General features: G+C 45.9%; 13 protein-coding genes. 7 read left to right on the top strand and 6 right to left on the bottom strand.

Annotation, left to right across the window (positions count from 1 at the left end):
* The first annotated feature begins 34 nt into the window (after positions 1-34).
* Positions 35-1,402 carry an L-seryl-tRNA(Sec) selenium transferase gene (gene selA, locus HER31_RS04665; RefSeq protein WP_168659505.1) on the top strand — a complete coding sequence of 456 codons (1,368 nt, stop codon included), beginning with the start codon at positions 35-37 and terminating at the stop codon, positions 1,400-1,402.
* Positions 1,399-3,198, top strand: a complete 1,800-nt coding sequence (locus HER31_RS04670; protein WP_168659506.1) for a SelB domain-containing protein — start codon at positions 1,399-1,401, stop codon at positions 3,196-3,198. Before selA ends, HER31_RS04670 begins: the two co-directional genes overlap by 4 nt.
* Positions 3,199-3,225: 27 nt before the next feature.
* Here the strand turns inward: HER31_RS04670 and hypA are convergent, their stop codons facing one another.
* On the bottom strand, positions 3,226-3,567 hold the full coding sequence (gene hypA, locus HER31_RS04675) for a hydrogenase maturation nickel metallochaperone HypA (RefSeq protein ID WP_168659507.1): 342 nt from the start codon (positions 3,565-3,567) through the stop codon (positions 3,226-3,228).
* A 420-nt stretch (positions 3,568-3,987) separates the two neighbouring features.
* A complete protein-coding gene (locus tag HER31_RS04680) occupies positions 3,988-4,446 on the bottom strand; it encodes an HPP family protein (RefSeq protein ID WP_168659508.1) in 459 nt (152 codons plus the stop codon).
* Between the two features lie 100 nt (positions 4,447-4,546).
* On the opposite strand from HER31_RS04680, the gene HER31_RS04685 reads away from it, so the two are divergent.
* Positions 4,547-5,098: a TetR/AcrR family transcriptional regulator gene (locus HER31_RS04685; RefSeq protein ID WP_168659509.1), complete on the top strand. Its 552-nt coding sequence runs from the start codon at positions 4,547-4,549 to the stop codon at positions 5,096-5,098.
* A 125-nt stretch (positions 5,099-5,223) separates the two neighbouring features.
* Here the strand turns inward: HER31_RS04685 and HER31_RS04695 are convergent, their stop codons facing one another.
* The 3 genes from HER31_RS04695 to HER31_RS04705 all read right to left on the bottom strand — a co-directional run bounded on the left by HER31_RS04695 (position 5,224) and on the right by HER31_RS04705 (position 9,917).
* Positions 5,224-5,928, bottom strand: coding sequence for an HNH endonuclease (locus HER31_RS04695; protein ID WP_168659511.1), 705 nt, complete (start codon positions 5,926-5,928; stop codon positions 5,224-5,226).
* A gap of 126 nt (positions 5,929-6,054) precedes the next feature.
* Positions 6,055-7,815 (bottom strand): UvrD-helicase domain-containing protein, encoded by a 1,761-nt coding sequence (locus HER31_RS04700; RefSeq protein WP_168659512.1) that lies wholly within the window; start codon positions 7,813-7,815, stop codon positions 6,055-6,057.
* Positions 7,816-7,817: 2 nt separating this feature from the next.
* The gene (locus tag HER31_RS04705; protein ID WP_168659513.1) at positions 7,818-9,917 is read right to left on the bottom strand and encodes an ATP-dependent nuclease; all 2,100 of its coding nucleotides are present in this window, start codon (positions 9,915-9,917) and stop codon (positions 7,818-7,820) included.
* Between the two features lie 1,524 nt (positions 9,918-11,441).
* On the opposite strand from HER31_RS04705, the gene HER31_RS04710 reads away from it, so the two are divergent.
* The 4 genes from HER31_RS04710 to HER31_RS04725 all read left to right on the top strand — a co-directional run bounded on the left by HER31_RS04710 (position 11,442) and on the right by HER31_RS04725 (position 15,330).
* Positions 11,442-11,990 (top strand): helix-turn-helix transcriptional regulator, encoded by a 549-nt coding sequence (locus tag HER31_RS04710; protein WP_168659514.1) that lies wholly within the window; start codon positions 11,442-11,444, stop codon positions 11,988-11,990.
* Positions 11,991-12,006: 16 nt separating this feature from the next.
* The gene (locus tag HER31_RS04715; protein WP_168659515.1) at positions 12,007-13,797 is read left to right on the top strand and encodes a hypothetical protein; all 1,791 of its coding nucleotides are present in this window, start codon (positions 12,007-12,009) and stop codon (positions 13,795-13,797) included.
* Between the two features lie 63 nt (positions 13,798-13,860).
* Positions 13,861-14,544: a TetR/AcrR family transcriptional regulator gene (locus tag HER31_RS04720; RefSeq protein WP_168659516.1), complete on the top strand. Its 684-nt coding sequence runs from the start codon at positions 13,861-13,863 to the stop codon at positions 14,542-14,544.
* A 324-nt stretch (positions 14,545-14,868) separates the two neighbouring features.
* A complete protein-coding gene (locus tag HER31_RS04725) occupies positions 14,869-15,330 on the top strand; it encodes a DUF302 domain-containing protein (protein ID WP_238786890.1) in 462 nt (153 codons plus the stop codon).
* A gap of 118 nt (positions 15,331-15,448) precedes the next feature.
* Here HER31_RS04725 and HER31_RS04730 read toward each other — a convergent pair whose 3' ends face one another.
* Positions 15,449-15,748: a hypothetical protein gene (locus HER31_RS04730; protein ID WP_168659517.1), complete on the bottom strand. Its 300-nt coding sequence runs from the start codon at positions 15,746-15,748 to the stop codon at positions 15,449-15,451.
* Positions 15,749-15,819: the final 71 nt, after the last annotated feature.

A 15,819-nucleotide genomic window follows, 5' to 3' on the forward strand; every position in this document is an offset into this window, starting at 1 on the left:
CTCATTCGAGCCATCTTTATGTTCAGGAAGAGTCATGTCGCATCCTTCAGTAATCTCCTTTAAACCGCCTCAGGTCGAACAACTGTTACAGCGTCCAATTATCAGTTGCTACCAAAGCCGATTGAGCCGTAGCATCGTCACCGATGTTATTAGGCAACTGTTAGCGCAGGCACGGCACAATCGTTATGCCGATATCGCCAATCTTGAGCAACTAGAACAATTGATTGTGCAGGGCTGCGAGCAGCGGCTGCAGCAACGTTTGCAGCGAGTGATTAACGCAACCGGAACGGCACTGCACACCAACTTGGGGCGGGCGCCTATTGATGCCGCCGTGTGGCAAGCGGTTACTGAGATAAACACCCACTACAACAACCTTGAGCTTAACCTTGCTGATGGTCAGCGCGGCCAGCGTAAGGGGTTGCTGCCGCAGCTGTTTACCGCCTTGGTCGGCGCTGAAGACTGCACCGTGGTTAACAACAATGCCGCCTCGATCTACCTGTTGTTGCATTCATTGGCGAACGGCAAAGAGGTGATTGTATCCCGCGGTGAACAGATCCAAATTGGCGGTGGTTTCCGTATTCCAGATATCTTAGCGCTGTCTGGTGCCACCTTGGTTGAGGTAGGCACCACCAACATCACCACCGCAGATGATTACCTCAATGCCATTAGCGACAACACCGCAATGGTATTGATGGTGCATCAGTCAAACTTCGCTATTCAGGGCTTTACTGAATCGCCAGACATTAAACAGGTAGCCAAAGGGTTGCCACAAGGCATTATTCTGGCGGTAGATCAGGGCTCCGGCATGACCACCGAGCGCTTTGCCGCTGAAGAGGCCTCGGTTGCCAGTTACCTCAGCTCAGGTGCGGACTTGGTTTGTTTCTCGGGCGATAAAATCCTTGGCGGACCGCAGGCGGGGATCCTCTGTGGCCGCAAAGAGCTGATTAAGCGCATCGAACGTCACCCACTAATGCGCACCTTTAGGCCGAGCAAGATTGTTCATTCATTGCTGGAAGAGTTGCTGATCCGCAAGCTCAATAAGGATGTGAGCGGCAGTGGCGTTGCCGCCCAAAAAACTGAGCAGGTGGGGCTAACTGAAATCCGAGCACAACAGCTGGTTGAGCGTTTTCCGCATCGATTTAAGGCCGTACCGATGGCGCTGATGATTGGCGGTGGCACCTTACCAATATGGCAGCGCCAGTGTTGGGGGGTATCGATTAGCTGCCAGCGCCCAGCAGTGTGGCTGTTGCAACAGCTGCGGCAGCTGCCTATACCGATTATTGGCACCATTCAATCGCAGCAAGTATTGCTTAATATGGCCACCATTGGCGACGATGAGATGGAAACCGTTATCGCCTTGCTGCAACAGCTAGATAAGCAACTGCTAGAGGCCGAAGTATGACGGTAGCACAAGCCATTGTTGGGGTAGCAGGGCATGTTGATCACGGCAAAACCGCATTAGTGGAAGCGCTCAGTGGCCAACAGGTGGCGCGGCAACATGAGCGCCAACTAGGAATGACGCAGGATCTCGGCTTCACCTATTGCCATGATGGGCAGGGAAGAAGCATTGGCATTATTGATGTACCGGGGCATGAGCGCTACATACGCAATATGGTTGCTGGTGCGTGGCATCTGGATCTTACGTTGCTGGTTGTTGCCGCCGACGAAGGCTGGATGCCGATGACCGCCAACCACCTCGACGTAGTGCACGCCATGGGCTGTCGCCGTTATGTGGTGTGCATCAGTAAGTCTGACCTTGCTAACGCTGCCCAGCTGGCGCTGTTGGAAGAGGATCTGTTAGAGCGGGTAATGGACGTGACTGGTGAAGTGCCAGAGGTTATTACCACGTCCGCTGTAACCGGACACAATATTGCTGCACTGCAACAACTGCTGTTTGAGCAAACCAATGACGACAGCGCCGCAGTTAGTGCCGCTAGCGACGCCCTTGGCTACTACGTTGACCGAAGCTTTAGCGTTAATGGCGTGGGAACGGTTGTCACTGGCACCTTAGGGACAGGCCAACTTGCGGTTGGCAACAAAGTGTACCTGCAACCGGGTAATCGGCTTGCCAAAGTGCGCTCGTTACAGGCCTACCGCCAAAGCGTTAATAGCGTTCAATCCGGTTGCCGTGTGGCCATTGGTTTGAAGGGCGTGCACCGACGGGATGTGGTGCGCGGCTGTCGACTCACCAATGAGCCGCAAGCGGATTTGGGCTGCTATGAGCTGATTCTCAAGCTAACCGACAGCAAACCACTGCAAACCAAGCGGGCGTTTGAGGTTGAGGTAGCCCTAGGTACCTGGCATGGCTTGGCGCATTTTGTCTATGTACGCGGTGAACGGATGGCACGGTTGACCTTTAAACAGCCAGTGTCGGTACAGTTTGGGCAACGGCTGGCGCTGATCCGTCACGGCGGCAGCGAACTGGTACACAGCGCACAGGTAGCGTGGCATCAACCCATTGTTACCCACTATCGCAAGCCGCTGTATCAACTGCTGGCGAAACAACCGTTGCCGCTGGTAGCGCCGCAGTACCCACTGCTGAAATTGCAGCTGTTTGGCTGCATTGAGGCGGCCGAAATTCCGCCGCAACTAGCACCTTCGTCAATCCTTATTGAGGGCAACTACGCCTTTATGCCCCAGTGGCTCGAGCAAACCTCGAAACTGTTACTAGAACTGTTAACACCAGCGGGAAGGGCACTTTCAAGCCAAGAGCTTGCGTCAAGATTGCGGCTCGATTTGGGGGTTGTTGCCACTGTAATGCAGCAGCTTAAAAGCCAACAGCTAGTGCGGCTCAGTCGCGATTTGTGGGTAAAAGGCGGCGGCCACTCCGAGGATGAACTGGTTGACAGCGAGCGCAGCTTGCTCAGCCAAGCGCGGCAATTAGGCAAGCAGGGGTTAGAGTTAGCCAAACTAACCAGCAGCAGCGACAAACAAGGGATCCGTAATCTAGCGCGATTAAAATATGTAGTGGTACTCGATAAGAGTATTATTTACGACGCTGAACTTTATCAACAGCTGATTAAATCAATTGTTTCAGACCGCGAGGTTGGTTCCCTTGTTTCGATGGCGGAAATAAAAGAATCTGCGGGGCTTAGCCGTAAATACGCCATTCCATTGGTAAACAAAATGGAGGTGGATGGTTGGGTTAGGCGCAACCAAAATGACCGTGTGGTATTACGGTCATGGCAACAACATTAACGCGAGGCTGAATCACTTCAGCCGGTGTTATTCTACTTCGAGTTCGAGCATTCGCATGGTATTGCCACCGGTGACATGAAGCCGAAAGCTTTGGCAGTGGGGGCAACACTGGCCGCGTCTATCAACCGTTACCTCGCGCTCGCAGCTAAGGCAGGTGGCTTGCCCAAGGGTTTGCTTTAGGTGGAGTTTACAGCCTTCGGCAATGGTACCCCGCGCTGAGGTTTCAAACCCAAATCGAATTGACTCAGGCTCTACGCAAGAGAGTGCGCCAATCTCTATCCATAGTTGTTTTACCCGTCTAAAATTATGTTTGGCGGCTTGCCGTTCAATTAATTCTATTGTTTCTAGACACAATGACAACTCATGCATTTAAAACTCCATTTTAATATAAACAATCGATTGTTGTTCATCGAACTTGGCTATTTAATATCATACCCAATGGCGATGCTTATACTGTTAACCACGGCATAGTTTGTCATTTAATATGGTTTTAATGATAAATTCTGCTGCCATTGTTAATGGGTTGGCCTATCCATTTTGGTCATGGCTTCTGCATGAGAGACCATTAATTAGGCTGTGCAGCAACTAAGTGTTGTTTCCAATGCTGTTAAAGCACCGACTTGGCGAGTGCTGATACAAAGGGTAAAGCACTACCGCCGTACACCTTCTGCCGCATTGGAGCAGTTCAGAGAAGCGTTTTGGACTAGATAGCGAGTTATACCAACCAGCCTATTGCAGACGCAGATGATGAGAAAGGAGACCCATTGCGAATCACTCTTAAATGCTTTGTTAGCACTCTGATTTTAAACTGTATTGTTGAACCTTTTGAAGACCTTTACTCATCAAAACTATCACGATAGAGCCAATCAATACCGGTGTAACTAAGAATAACCAACCATGCCCTGCCAACATAATTAGAATTGGATTCGCGCCTGCCGGTGGATGCGTTGTTTTAGATACCAACATACATGTAATCCCTAACCCTGTCGCAATAGCCAAACTCATTGGTGTGACACCTACATACTGGGAAAACACTATACCAATAGTAGCTGTGATCAAATGACCAAAAATTACATTTTTGGGTTGAGCCAGTGGGCTTTGTGGCAAACCAAAAACTAAGACTGCTGTTGCCCCAAATGGAGCCATTACCAAAGCTGCACTTTCCACATTAGCCTCTACCATCAAGAGAAGACCAAGAGTAATAGAAGCCCCAATTCCTGCGACTAAAGCAGACACATAATGATTCATATAAACCTCACAACAAAAAGTAGAACAATCTGTCTACTTTTAATTGTAGACAGATCGGTCTACCTTTGTCAATATACATAATCAATCTTGAGGTGTTTTTATGAGCAAAAAACGAGACTTACTATTAAGCACAGCATTAGAACTTTTTTACCGACACGGTATTAATTCCATTGGAATCAATGAAGTAGTCAAGGTTTCTGGTGTAGCTAAGAAGACGCTATACAGTCACTTCAACAGCAAAGAAGAGCTAGTACTTAAGGCTTTAGAAAAAAGACACCTTACCTTTATGCAATGGCTTGAAACTAAACTTGAAAGCACAGCCAATAATAAAGAGTTGATTGATACACTATTCCGCTCTTTAGAGGGTTGGTTTGATGGTGAAGAGCCTGAACTAGGCGGTTTTAACGGTTGTTTCTTTATAAACACTTCGGCGGAATTTCATGATAATCAAAGTGAAATATCTGCCTATTGTCGCTACCACAAAGAGCAAGTACGTCAGTTAATACAAAGCAAACTAGGTGGGAATTCAGAGGATTTACTTAATGCGATATGTTTATTAAAAGAAGGGGCAATCACGACTGCCTATATGACAGGCGCAAGTTCTGAAGTGATAGAGAACAGTGTGAAGATTTTGCGACGCCTTGAGTGCTAACGCCCAATTAAGGTGTGAGCGGCGAAATACCGAAGCCGCCGCATACCACCTTAACCACTAAAGCTAACGCATAGTAAAAATGCCACGCGTTGCGAATCACTCTTAAACAGTTTTTTATATGCGTCTTAAACCTTGTCACCTAACAGGGAAATCAAAGCATCGACGGATATCGGCGGATGTGTTCTGTGTATGATTCCATGACAATTAGGACATAAAGGCTTTAAGTCATTGATTGGATCAACATCATACTCTTGCTTTATATCAGCAAGTGCAACTTCGTGGTGCACATGTATAAAACCCTTACCGATATCACCATAAACACTTTGAAAGTCAAAGTTGCAAACATAACATTTGCACCCATAATGAGATATGCACTTAGCTCTAGCATCAGCGTTACGTTCATATGCATTTACAGAGATTCTCTTCGTTGCACCCTCAGTGTAAGTCTCGGGGTTAACAACCTCTTCTATAGCTGTGACAACCTCGTGTTCAGAGGAACTTAACGCATACCAAAGACCACCAACTTCCGCTAAATGCTTATCCTCAAGAATCCAGTCGAAACTTTTAATTTTGGCGGTACCAGTATCTGTTTCATCGTACTGCATTGGGAACGTTTTTAAACTGTACCCATGCTCCTGAATGAGAGATACGTGCTCGAGTGACTGCTTTCTCCCCGCACCTTTCCAACTTTCATCAAAGATTAAGCCATCTTTGTGTACATCCCAATGACCAAAAACCACAAACTTTTCATCGTGATTAACGAATGACCAACTCCAATTCCAGTTTCTGCAGGTTGCCCCCACAGACTCCATAAATTTCTTTCGACTCATTTGAACTACCTAATCGAATAAAGCATATAACGCCGCGCTCACCGGCAAATTGGAGCGGAGTGGAAATTTGTCCGAGTGCAGTGCCTTGTTAGTGCTACCACTAGGAATACAAAACAAATCATACCTTCAATCATATGGATAGTTGTATGCACTCAACATGGCAGAGGTTTCATAAGGGTTTCCACCTTGAGTTCTGCGCCCATATTCCGCAAATAAAAAAAGCTTCTCTTTTGCTCTTGAGGCTATTACATAAAGCATTTTGGACTCAGAATTTTGTCCTACTTGAGCAGGTTGATTAATTATGTCACTCCAATGGGGGACAAAACCTTTAAGTAAACCGAATGCTATCACTGTCTTATACTCTTCCCCCTTTACCCCATGACAAGAGTTTACAACTACTCCAGTGGACTCCTTAAAAAAGCTCTTAAGGGCAACTACCGTGTCTTCATATTGGCCGTTGTTGTTTTCTATATTTGAAGTAGCTTTTTCAAAGAACAGGTCAAATTGTTCCTTGAGCAACAAATCGTGCGCTAAATCTATGTCTAATTCGTCCAACATAAACTCAAAGCACTCTTTAAGGTATTCTGTGCCTACAACAGTATTACTGTGAAAAGAGTTAATAACTTTAAGCAGCTTTTTAGCGGTTAAATCACGGGTATGATGATGACTTTCCATGAGATTATTTAGCAATTCATTTGCCCATCTAACACGAGCACTTAGTAACCTTCCTGATGACTCAGTCAATACCAATTTGGAAACTATTAACCAAAAATTGTCTTGCTGGCCGTGAAATGGTGACAAGGCTGGAGCGTCAAACTTTACTTGCGGTAGTAAAGTTATGAGCTTCTTTGTCATTGACCTTATCGGTGCCCACTGAGGAGCAATAACACATATATCATTTTCATTTGTACCACTATTGAGTTCTGTTTGAATTAACTCTGATATAGCTTCGGCCAAACGGTCTTTGTCTACTGATTGATTAAAAAAGCTTATGGTTCCATGTTCATTTCTATGCGTTGCTTTTGATAAGCCTCCTTGAATTCCTCTAAAAACAGAGAAGTAGTCAACCAGTCTTTGCGTAGAGCGGTAATTGTCGCTAAATGTAAAGAGGTTGATATTGCTACCCATAAATTCTGCGTTTAATTCTGCTAAGGAAAGGGATTTCCCCCCAATGCCTCCATAAATTGCTTGATTCTCGTCGCCTACAATAAACAAAGATGGCTTTTTATGTGACTCGTTAAATATTTTGGATAAAATTGCATATTGAAGATCTTGTGTATCTTGAACTTCATCAACGCATATATGAGTAAATATATTGCTTAACGTTTGGGCAATTTCTGGCAGCGCTTCCATTAACTGAAATGCGAAGTAGAGTGACTGGTCAAAATCAATTTTCTTTCTTGAAGATAGTATCTGACGGTATTCCTGCTCTACTTCTTTTGCTCGGACACTACGGTTTTCAACCATGCCTTGCCTATTAAAGCTTGTATTTACGTCATCAAAAATCCTTAAACCTTTATCAGCTTTTAATTTGTTAATAATTCTTCTTGTTTCAAATTCATCTGCAATTGAATAACCAGAATTAAGTGTTGCAGAATATGAGGCATAAGGCTTGATTATCCACTCGAGTGCAAATGAGTGAATCGTCCCAGCCCAAACGCGGCCACTTTCGATGGTATAATTTTCTTCTAGTCTTGTCTTTATTTCATCGGCAGCTCTGTTTGTGAAAGTTACAGCAAGTACTTTATTGTTTTTATGTTTTAAATCCTTAACGCCTTTTGCTATTCGTGCTGTAAGAGCTCTAGTTTTTCCACTTCCTGGACACGCTGTAACGTATGCATTTCCGTTGCAGTTTACAGCAGCGTGCTGTTCAACGCTTAATTTCATACTTATCTATCCAGCTGTCCAATCAGATAAGACAAGTCATCATCAGGGCATTGTTTTTCAAACTCATCAATACAGGCATTAATATCCACGTGGTTTTCGGCAAAAAATTGTATTGCTTTATCTTTATCATTCATTACTGGCATTGGGTTAGAAAGCCTGTAACAGCACATCTTATAACGAATTTGAGGCGCAAGCTTGCGACCACATGAAAATGCAATTGCATCTAGTATGTAATGGGGAACGTAAGTTTGAGAAGTTACTTTTTCAGAAGTCAGCAGAGACAACCATCCTTTACCAACCTTGTCGGCTAGACGCAGTATTTCTTTTCCATAGATTTCAACTGCACCATTTTCAAGCAAGCCTATTGACTTAGCTATATCGGCTTGCTGTTGATAAATTGAGGGGAGCACTTCTTTGAGTTCAATTGAATTATCAGCACCTACGAAGTCAACTTCAAAAGTATAGTTGGCGTAAAAAGCGCTAATAAAATCATTATCCTTAGTATGTTCGTCTAGCTTGTCCTTTCTAAGTAACCCTGATTTTTGAGAGTTTCGACATGACTTTTGATACTTGTTGTCACCAGCCTCATCATCAGGAAGGGGTTCGGTAGATGTATCTAAGTCAGTAATAATTGCACAGTGTTTTCGTATTCTTTCGGGATGAAACAAGTTTGAAATGTGCTCGAAAAAGGCGCTATCCATGCTTATTAGGCTAATTCCAAGCTCGTCCAGTGATAAGCCAAGAGCCTTTTTAACTAAAGCAGGAATCAATATAAGCTCCGCTTCGCCCTCCACTAGAATTACTCCCTTAGCAAAAAGAAGTGTTGAGCGGGTGGCGTTCAAATATCTTTCTATGCGGCTACAATCTGCGGGATTTAGATTGTTTGAAGGTTGAAAAACATCAACGTGATTTTCGTTCAACCCAAGTATGTTCATCTCGGAAATTTTTGCCACTGATGAAATATGGGTTGAGTGCGTTGATAGGAATACTTGAGTCTTATTAATAGCGTGATTTTCAAACAATGTTTTTTGAATATGAGTATGAATGTGAGCTTCGGGCTCTTCTATGACTAAGAACTGTGCGGCTTTATCGGCTTCTTGTTTTCGCTCATATTCTAGTAGTTTTAGTGCGACATAAATTAAGTTAGCACCACCAAGACTAAGCTCATTGAGGTCACCACTATAACCGTCAACATAATTGTCACCGACAGTTAGCGAAAGTTTTTGTAGCAGTTTATCTAGCTCACTTGGTAGAGACGACTCAATATCAATGGTTGGGGAAAATGTATAACCAACCGTTTTATGCAGTGTTTTTTGAATTCCTCTGGAAACCTGTTTAATTTCATCCAACTCAGAAATTGCATTGTTTATGTCAGAAACAAGGGTAGTAATGTTTTTGGAATCTTTATCGGATATTTCAGATTCCAGCCCTTTTAACAAAGCTATTAACGGGCTGTTTCTATAGTTTTTTAAGTCTGAAACTACATCTCTCAATGCCTTTACAAAAGTAAAGGATACTTCTTCGTGCAGTGGTGAAAGCTTTACTCCATAAGCCTTAAAATCTTTGTCGTCAGGATCAGGAAACACAAAGTTTTGAAAGTCACCAACTAGGTCTCGGTATGTATGGTCGCATAGGAAATCGGCGTTAGCTCTCCCAGAAAATACAGGCTCATAATCTTCTATACTAATCTCATCAATGAGTTGCTGGGCTAACGCTGCATTTCCACTCGCTTCAAATAGCGCTTGCCTTATTTTCAGGCAAGGCCTGAAATAATAAGTTAAAGTGCCTTTTTCGCTGCCATCCATATGACCAGCATCGTGTTTTAGCATTTGACAGCCTTCATGAGCTGACAGCTCATCAAAATCTACCGAAATCACAATCCAGTGGCCTTTCCAGTCCCCGAGATTACGGCAAAAATCGCTATCTCGTAACTTTGTGATATTTCTGGGTAGTGACTCGTCAAGAAGGAGCCTCAGAGCAAAAAGCGCATTGGTTTTCCCTGAACCATTTTCACCGAGAATAGTGTTAACGCCTTTTTTAAACTCGAAACTTGCACTTAGAAAATTTCTAAAATTTCGTATTCTTAATGAGCTTATGTACATCCCTTATCCTCGATTTCTTTGATACTCCCACAAGAGCACTAACAGCTTATTAAGATGCCAGAGGCTTTGTAACACACGATGCTTGGGGCATTGTATGTGCTTTCAGCCAAAAGCTATCTTCGCTAATTTTTAGCTTTAGCTTCATTGGTTTATCCCCCAACTTACGCCGCCAAAAACGCTTTTTGGGGGTGATACAATGCCTACGCATGTAGAAAACACGCTAGAGGGTTTATTACGCCTATGGGGGCGACAAACCTTATGCTCACTCACGATAAAAGCCAGCTTTAATTTCACCTTTAGTGACTCCAACTCGCATTGGCTTTTAATGCGGATTAATAAGTGATTGCGTAGGTTTATACGCCTTATTTTCATATCCTAGCATGCTTTATCTTTAATAGACGTGGAAGTAAATAATCCATCTTTTTAAGGCATATCGACATGCTGCTACCGTGATCAACCTCGAAGCTGTTAATCAACTAGTAGGTTGTTGGTGCGGGGAGTGGCTGCAATGGGTTGGCGAGTGTTGGTACAAGGGCAAAGCACGACCGCAGTTGATCTTCTGCCGCATTGGAGCAGTTCAGAGAAGCGTTTTGGGCTGCGACCTAAGGCAAAGGGGGCGAAGCTCCCCCCCCACTAATGCATACAAGAATTGCATACAAGAATTGCATACAAGAATGTGCCGTCGCCACCGTTAACCGTCCCCTAACAGCGCCGCAATCGGTAGAGCCGAAGGCTTGATATAAACCTCAACACTTAACTGTGACACCGCCATTAATTAACCACTGATGTAAACCCAGCAAGCAGCACGCCCTCTAACAACCCTGTATTTATCATGTAGCGCTGGTGCTTCCTTGGCACGCTGATCTTGGTGTGGTCGGTGCGCAGCATATTGGCAGCCATATGGCGAACGCCAGCCAAATTCTCAACAACATTTTCCCGCTAGATCTGGCCAGCCCCTTGTTGAAAGCTAATATCCATTAGCCAGTGCATCGATTCCATTCCTTGCTGGGTGCGTATTGCCTGCCTTGCTTGTTCCGGAGGCAACTCCTTACAACTGATGTAGTAACGGTACTCTATTCCTAGTGCTTGGCGTGCCGATATTGCTGCTATGTACGATGCGCAACTGCCACTATGCTGGGCATTGGCGCTCTTCACGCTACGCCAAGTAAAAATGACCAGCAGTCAATTCCACAACCTGTTGTTGCTGTTGGATAGCCACATCAGTACGCCGGCGCAGCGTCGCCTTAGATACCGAACTGAGTAAAAACCTAATGTGATCTCGATCGCGCCAGACTGGAGAAGCTCGCCACTCCCCCAAAGCGCCAACCCGACAAAAATAGCATAATTGCGTTGGTGCGCACACAACTGGGGTAGCAGAGAGAGGGCTTTGTTAATTCAAAGTTTGGCATTCGTGATCGCAATCACGGGTTTATTGATGTTTGATTATTTTACCTATTGCCGAGTTAACGAATTCAAACTCACCTAGAATGCCAATCATCAAGTTAAGCAATATATAACATCGTTATGAAACCATTTGATTGGGTCCTACTAAAATTGGATGAGACCTGTTTGGAACACGTCCTTATTACCTCGGAAAGAGATCAAATTAATCAGAACTCGTTATTTAATAGCTTTCTATCATCTTCGGAAAAATTAAAAGTATTAGCGGCAAAACTATTACTAAATAAACCGCTCAATGCCGCCGACACTCGATTGTTGGGAGTGGACAAAATTCTCGAATTTGAGCTGCAACAAGAGTCAGTAGTGGTTGGCAGGCTGGTACTTTTTACTTACGGCAGCAGCCCAGCCCAAGCCAGTGCAGGTTGGGCGAAGACCGCGTTAGAGCAGGCTCGGCAAATGACTAACTTACCGAGCGAACATAAAGATAAAACTAAGTCGATTGTCTTATTAACGGCAATGGGATTTAACTCACAAGAAATATCGAATGCAATCAATATGACAACCCGAGGAGTTGATTACCACATAGAAACTGCCAAACGCCTACTTGGCGCTTCAACTAAAGCCAATCTGGTATTTAAAGCGAGCCAACAAGGGTGGTTTACCGCCACTTAAATAAAAAAAAGAAGATATGATGAACAAATTTAGATACTCCACCATTGCAGCTAGTTTATTGCTTGCAGCCTGTGGTGACTCTTCCGATTCGGTTTCAGAGCAGCCTACAACGCCTGAATTAGCACCAAGCTACGACAACATCACTGTCGACGTAACCCCAAACTCAACCCTTGAAGGTGAGTTGTACGTCTATCTTGGACGCGTTGCATTCTGCCGTGATGACGAGCGCTACTGTGACGCCAACGGTAACAATACCCTGACTACCGACGACAGCCAGTACGTTATTACCGTAAACGCCGACGATCTGAAGGCGCACTTTGCCCAGTCCATTAACTCAACGCTATTCGCTGCGGGGCAATACTCCTTGCTGGATCTGTTGCTGTACATCAGCGACGTCCGTGACGACTTTCAGCTCGAACTGGGTGAGTTCGATGACAGCATCGGTACCTACCGCTTTAGCGTGTCGTTCGATGCCAACCAAGACGGTGAATTCAGCATCGACGACGGTATCGAAAACTTCGAAAACAGCAACTGGTATCCACGTCTGGCTTACACCGAGGGCGACTTCAAGCGCGACGGTGGCGGTGAACCAGAAGCCACTTACGAACGCACCGAGGAATGGATGCTGCGTCCGAACGTAGAAGTCCGGATGCAACCCTATTCGCAGGCCATGACCGATCGCCGTGAATGGGTACAAGCGCGCGAAGTAGCACGCCTTGCAGAACATGGCGGTAAAGTGGTGATCCCTGAGGTTGTGGCCGACTTTGGTGACGGTCGCGGTTACGTTGCCATTGCACATGATGTCGAAGTTAAAGCCTACAACTTGCGCCCAGATCTGTGGCAGCCAGGTACCCTCAGCATGACTGACTTGATGATGACCCTGCATCACGAGTACGGCATCGACGTTGGCTTAACCTTCTGGCCAACCTTGGGCACAGGCTCTAACGTTGAGTCGTACGCCATTACCAGCATCAATGGCCAGCGTGCCCGTGGCTTTGAGGGTTGGTCGATGCACACCGGCGAGCACGATGCAGGTTCCGACTTCTTTAAGGATCTTGATTTCTTTGAAAATGAGACGGTGCCACTGGAGGCGATGGTTGGCTCCGACGGTAAATACTGTACGTGGCTGCCACAGCCGCTTTCAGCAGACGATGCCAGCGACTGTAAAGCAGATTGGGGCGAACGTTTTGGCGGCAACACCAACCACCAAATGCCAGATACGTGGTTGCTGACCTACCCACATGAAATCGTTGAATACAAATGGGCTGCCATGTGGCCGATGTGGGAAAACACTGAACAAAACGTACCTGAAGACGGCAAGTTCTCTATCTACGACATCAGCCAAGCTGTTGCCCCGCTGACTGAAGACCACTTTGGTTGGAAGATTGCCGACTGTTCGCTGTGTCATAGCATCGACAACATTCACCTAAATGGTGATTCACCAATACTGCCAAGCACCGCTGAACCTTACTTCTGTGCCTCTTGCCACAGCAACAACGGCGCGCCACAAGGTCACGGTGAAGAATCTCGCTGTCACTGGTGCCACAGTAACGATTTGCTGATGCCGAACCACGGCAAGGCGTCACTGAAGGTGAATGCTAACACCGTTGAGTGTGCCGAAGGCTTAAGCCAAGAGCAGGGCCCTTGTGCTAACCACGATGGTATCAAAAAGCGCCCAGTGCACGATGCTGCGCGTAACCTAGATAAGTACGACGACACCCTCAAGGTGTTGGGTAACAGCGATTGGGTAACCGATCAGCAGTTCCCAGATCCGTACTCCTGTCTCACTTGTCACACCAATAACTGATATCATCAGTGCTCTTACTGGGAGCCATTGGCTCCCAGTTTTTTTGTCTTATCGGAAGCAACTATGTCAGAGCAACGTATAGATCTTATTGTCGATGCCGCCGAACGTTTGATCGCGCAAAAAGGGATATTCGCGTTCTCGTTAAATGAGCTCTGTCAGATCACTGGGCTATCCAATGGTAGCCTGTATCGCACCGTCAAAAACAAAGACGACATCATCGCCCAGATTTTTTTACGGGTACTGAATCGTTACCAACAACTTGATATTGCAATCAGCCGCAGCAACTTAAACGACCGAGAGAAGTTTCTGTGCCACTTCTGCTATCCGTTCTTCGTCAGTGCCATCTACCGAAGTGATATTGGCATTAATCACCTAGCAACCAACTGGGGTCTAATTAAGCATACTCAACCGCGATTTTTGGATGAGGTTAGGGCAGCCTTCCACTCTCTAGGCCATGGCCGTAAACGGCTGATGCGAACATTATTGGAAAACGACTATTTCGAGGCTGATCAAACCAAACTGAAGAAAGTTGTGCTGCAGATGCACATTATTTCCAAAGGCAGCTCCGTGGTTGCCGCCAATGTATTTTTGCCCAAATCGAGATTACCCATCGATGAGGTTATCGATTATTTAGAAGCCACATCAGAGCAGCTGCAGTGGCATGAACACGCTCCCAAAGTGGATCGCAAAGCGCTGTTAGCAACCCTCAGAACCCTAAGCGATAACAATATTCGCATCGTGGTGTAGCGTGGGCGCTTAAAAACACGTAATAACGGCCGAAACTCCCCCCACTAATGCATACAAGAATTGCATACAAGAATGTACCGCCGCCATCGTTACACCGTCCCCTAACAGCACCGAAATCGTTGAAGCCGAAGGCTTAAGATAAACCTCAACAGCTAACTACTACACAGCCTTGTTAATGCGGTTGCTACCGCTTAGCGGAAGCTAATTTGGCGCAATTAGAGCGTCTACGGTAACCACAAATTCATTGCTGTTGTCGCAGCGAATACCCGCTAGTACCCGCAGCCATACTATTGTAATGATGCGACTCACCACTGGAGCTTACTGATGTTAGCCAAAATGTTAGCCAAAATTACTGCGACCACCTTGTTGCTACTACTTTCACTCGCCGCCGTTGCCGCCCAAGGCGTTGTTAATGTTCAAAGCAACCACTCGGTTGCAGCCACCGCCACACGCTTTGAAAGCATCGCCACAGATAAAGGGCTAACGGTATTTAACCGTATCGACCACGGCGCTGGCGCAGCAAAGGTTGGGATGGCACTGCCACCGACGCAAATCATTCTGTTTGGCAACCCTAAGGTTGGTACGCCGTTGATGCAGTGCCAACGTACCGCTGCCATCGATTTACCGCAAAAAATGCTTATATGGCAAGACGAGGCTGGCAAGGTATGGCTTTCCTATAACGACCCGCAATACCTAAAGGCGCGGCATAAACTGCAAGGCTGTGACGAGGTAGTAGCTAAGATCACCAAGGTGTTGAGCAAACTGAGTAAGGCTGCGGCTAACTAGTTGCCGTTTAAAGCACAGGGCGCGCTTAACTGGCTGCAGCAATGGCTGCTAATGGCAACTAGGGTAGGGCAGATACACAAGAGTAACCCTGCCCAGCGTACGATATTGGTTAGCCTTGTTATGGCTTTGCATGACGGCTAACCAACAGTGGAATGGCCTTGGCTACCCAAAAATCAGGGCTAATACCACCACTAGACATACCATGGCTGCAAAACCTCTCGATGAAGAACAGCTTTTGTTCGCTAATAGAATGCCCAGTTGCATTCTCGTACTCGGCCTCGATTAAAGCCTGCAACTCGCTCGGTGTAGCTGGCATATCTACCGCTGTTAAGGTTTCCTTCAACTCGCGCCACAGAAAAGGATCGCCTCGCAACCCCCACTGAGTAGGTTCATTTTCAAATATTTCCGAAATCTTCATTTTTTCCTCTAGGGTTATTACGTCGAAATCAAGGAGTGAGCAGCGCTGCCTATATGTTGAGCGAAGCGAAA

The organism is Ferrimonas lipolytica (genome assembly GCF_012295575.1).
Classification (GTDB): domain Bacteria; phylum Pseudomonadota; class Gammaproteobacteria; order Enterobacterales; family Shewanellaceae; genus Ferrimonas; species Ferrimonas lipolytica.

What these genes read in the sequence shown, in the direction of transcription:
- HER31_RS04670 (WP_168659506.1), top strand. Translation starts at nt 1,399, where the DNA reads ATGACGGTAGCACAAGCCATTGTTGGGGTAGCAGGGCATGTTGATCAC.
- HER31_RS04695 (WP_168659511.1), bottom strand. Translation starts at nt 5,928, where the DNA reads ATGAGTCGAAAGAAATTTATGGAGTCTGTGGGGGCAACCTGCAGAAAC.
- selA (WP_168659505.1), top strand. Translation starts at nt 35, where the DNA reads ATGTCGCATCCTTCAGTAATCTCCTTTAAACCGCCTCAGGTCGAACAA.
- HER31_RS04710 (WP_168659514.1), top strand. Translation starts at nt 11,442, where the DNA reads ATGAAACCATTTGATTGGGTCCTACTAAAATTGGATGAGACCTGTTTG.
- HER31_RS04730 (WP_168659517.1), bottom strand. Translation starts at nt 15,748, where the DNA reads ATGAAGATTTCGGAAATATTTGAAAATGAACCTACTCAGTGGGGGTTG.
- hypA (WP_168659507.1), bottom strand. Translation starts at nt 3,567, where the DNA reads ATGCATGAGTTGTCATTGTGTCTAGAAACAATAGAATTAATTGAACGG.
- HER31_RS04705 (WP_168659513.1), bottom strand. Translation starts at nt 9,917, where the DNA reads ATGTACATAAGCTCATTAAGAATACGAAATTTTAGAAATTTTCTAAGT.
- HER31_RS04715 (WP_168659515.1), top strand. Translation starts at nt 12,007, where the DNA reads ATGATGAACAAATTTAGATACTCCACCATTGCAGCTAGTTTATTGCTT.
- HER31_RS04685 (WP_168659509.1), top strand. Translation starts at nt 4,547, where the DNA reads ATGAGCAAAAAACGAGACTTACTATTAAGCACAGCATTAGAACTTTTT.
- HER31_RS04680 (WP_168659508.1), bottom strand. Translation starts at nt 4,446, where the DNA reads ATGAATCATTATGTGTCTGCTTTAGTCGCAGGAATTGGGGCTTCTATT.
- HER31_RS04700 (WP_168659512.1), bottom strand. Translation starts at nt 7,815, where the DNA reads ATGAAATTAAGCGTTGAACAGCACGCTGCTGTAAACTGCAACGGAAAT.
- HER31_RS04725 (WP_238786890.1), top strand. Translation starts at nt 14,869, where the DNA reads ATGTTAGCCAAAATGTTAGCCAAAATTACTGCGACCACCTTGTTGCTA.
- HER31_RS04720 (WP_168659516.1), top strand. Translation starts at nt 13,861, where the DNA reads ATGTCAGAGCAACGTATAGATCTTATTGTCGATGCCGCCGAACGTTTG.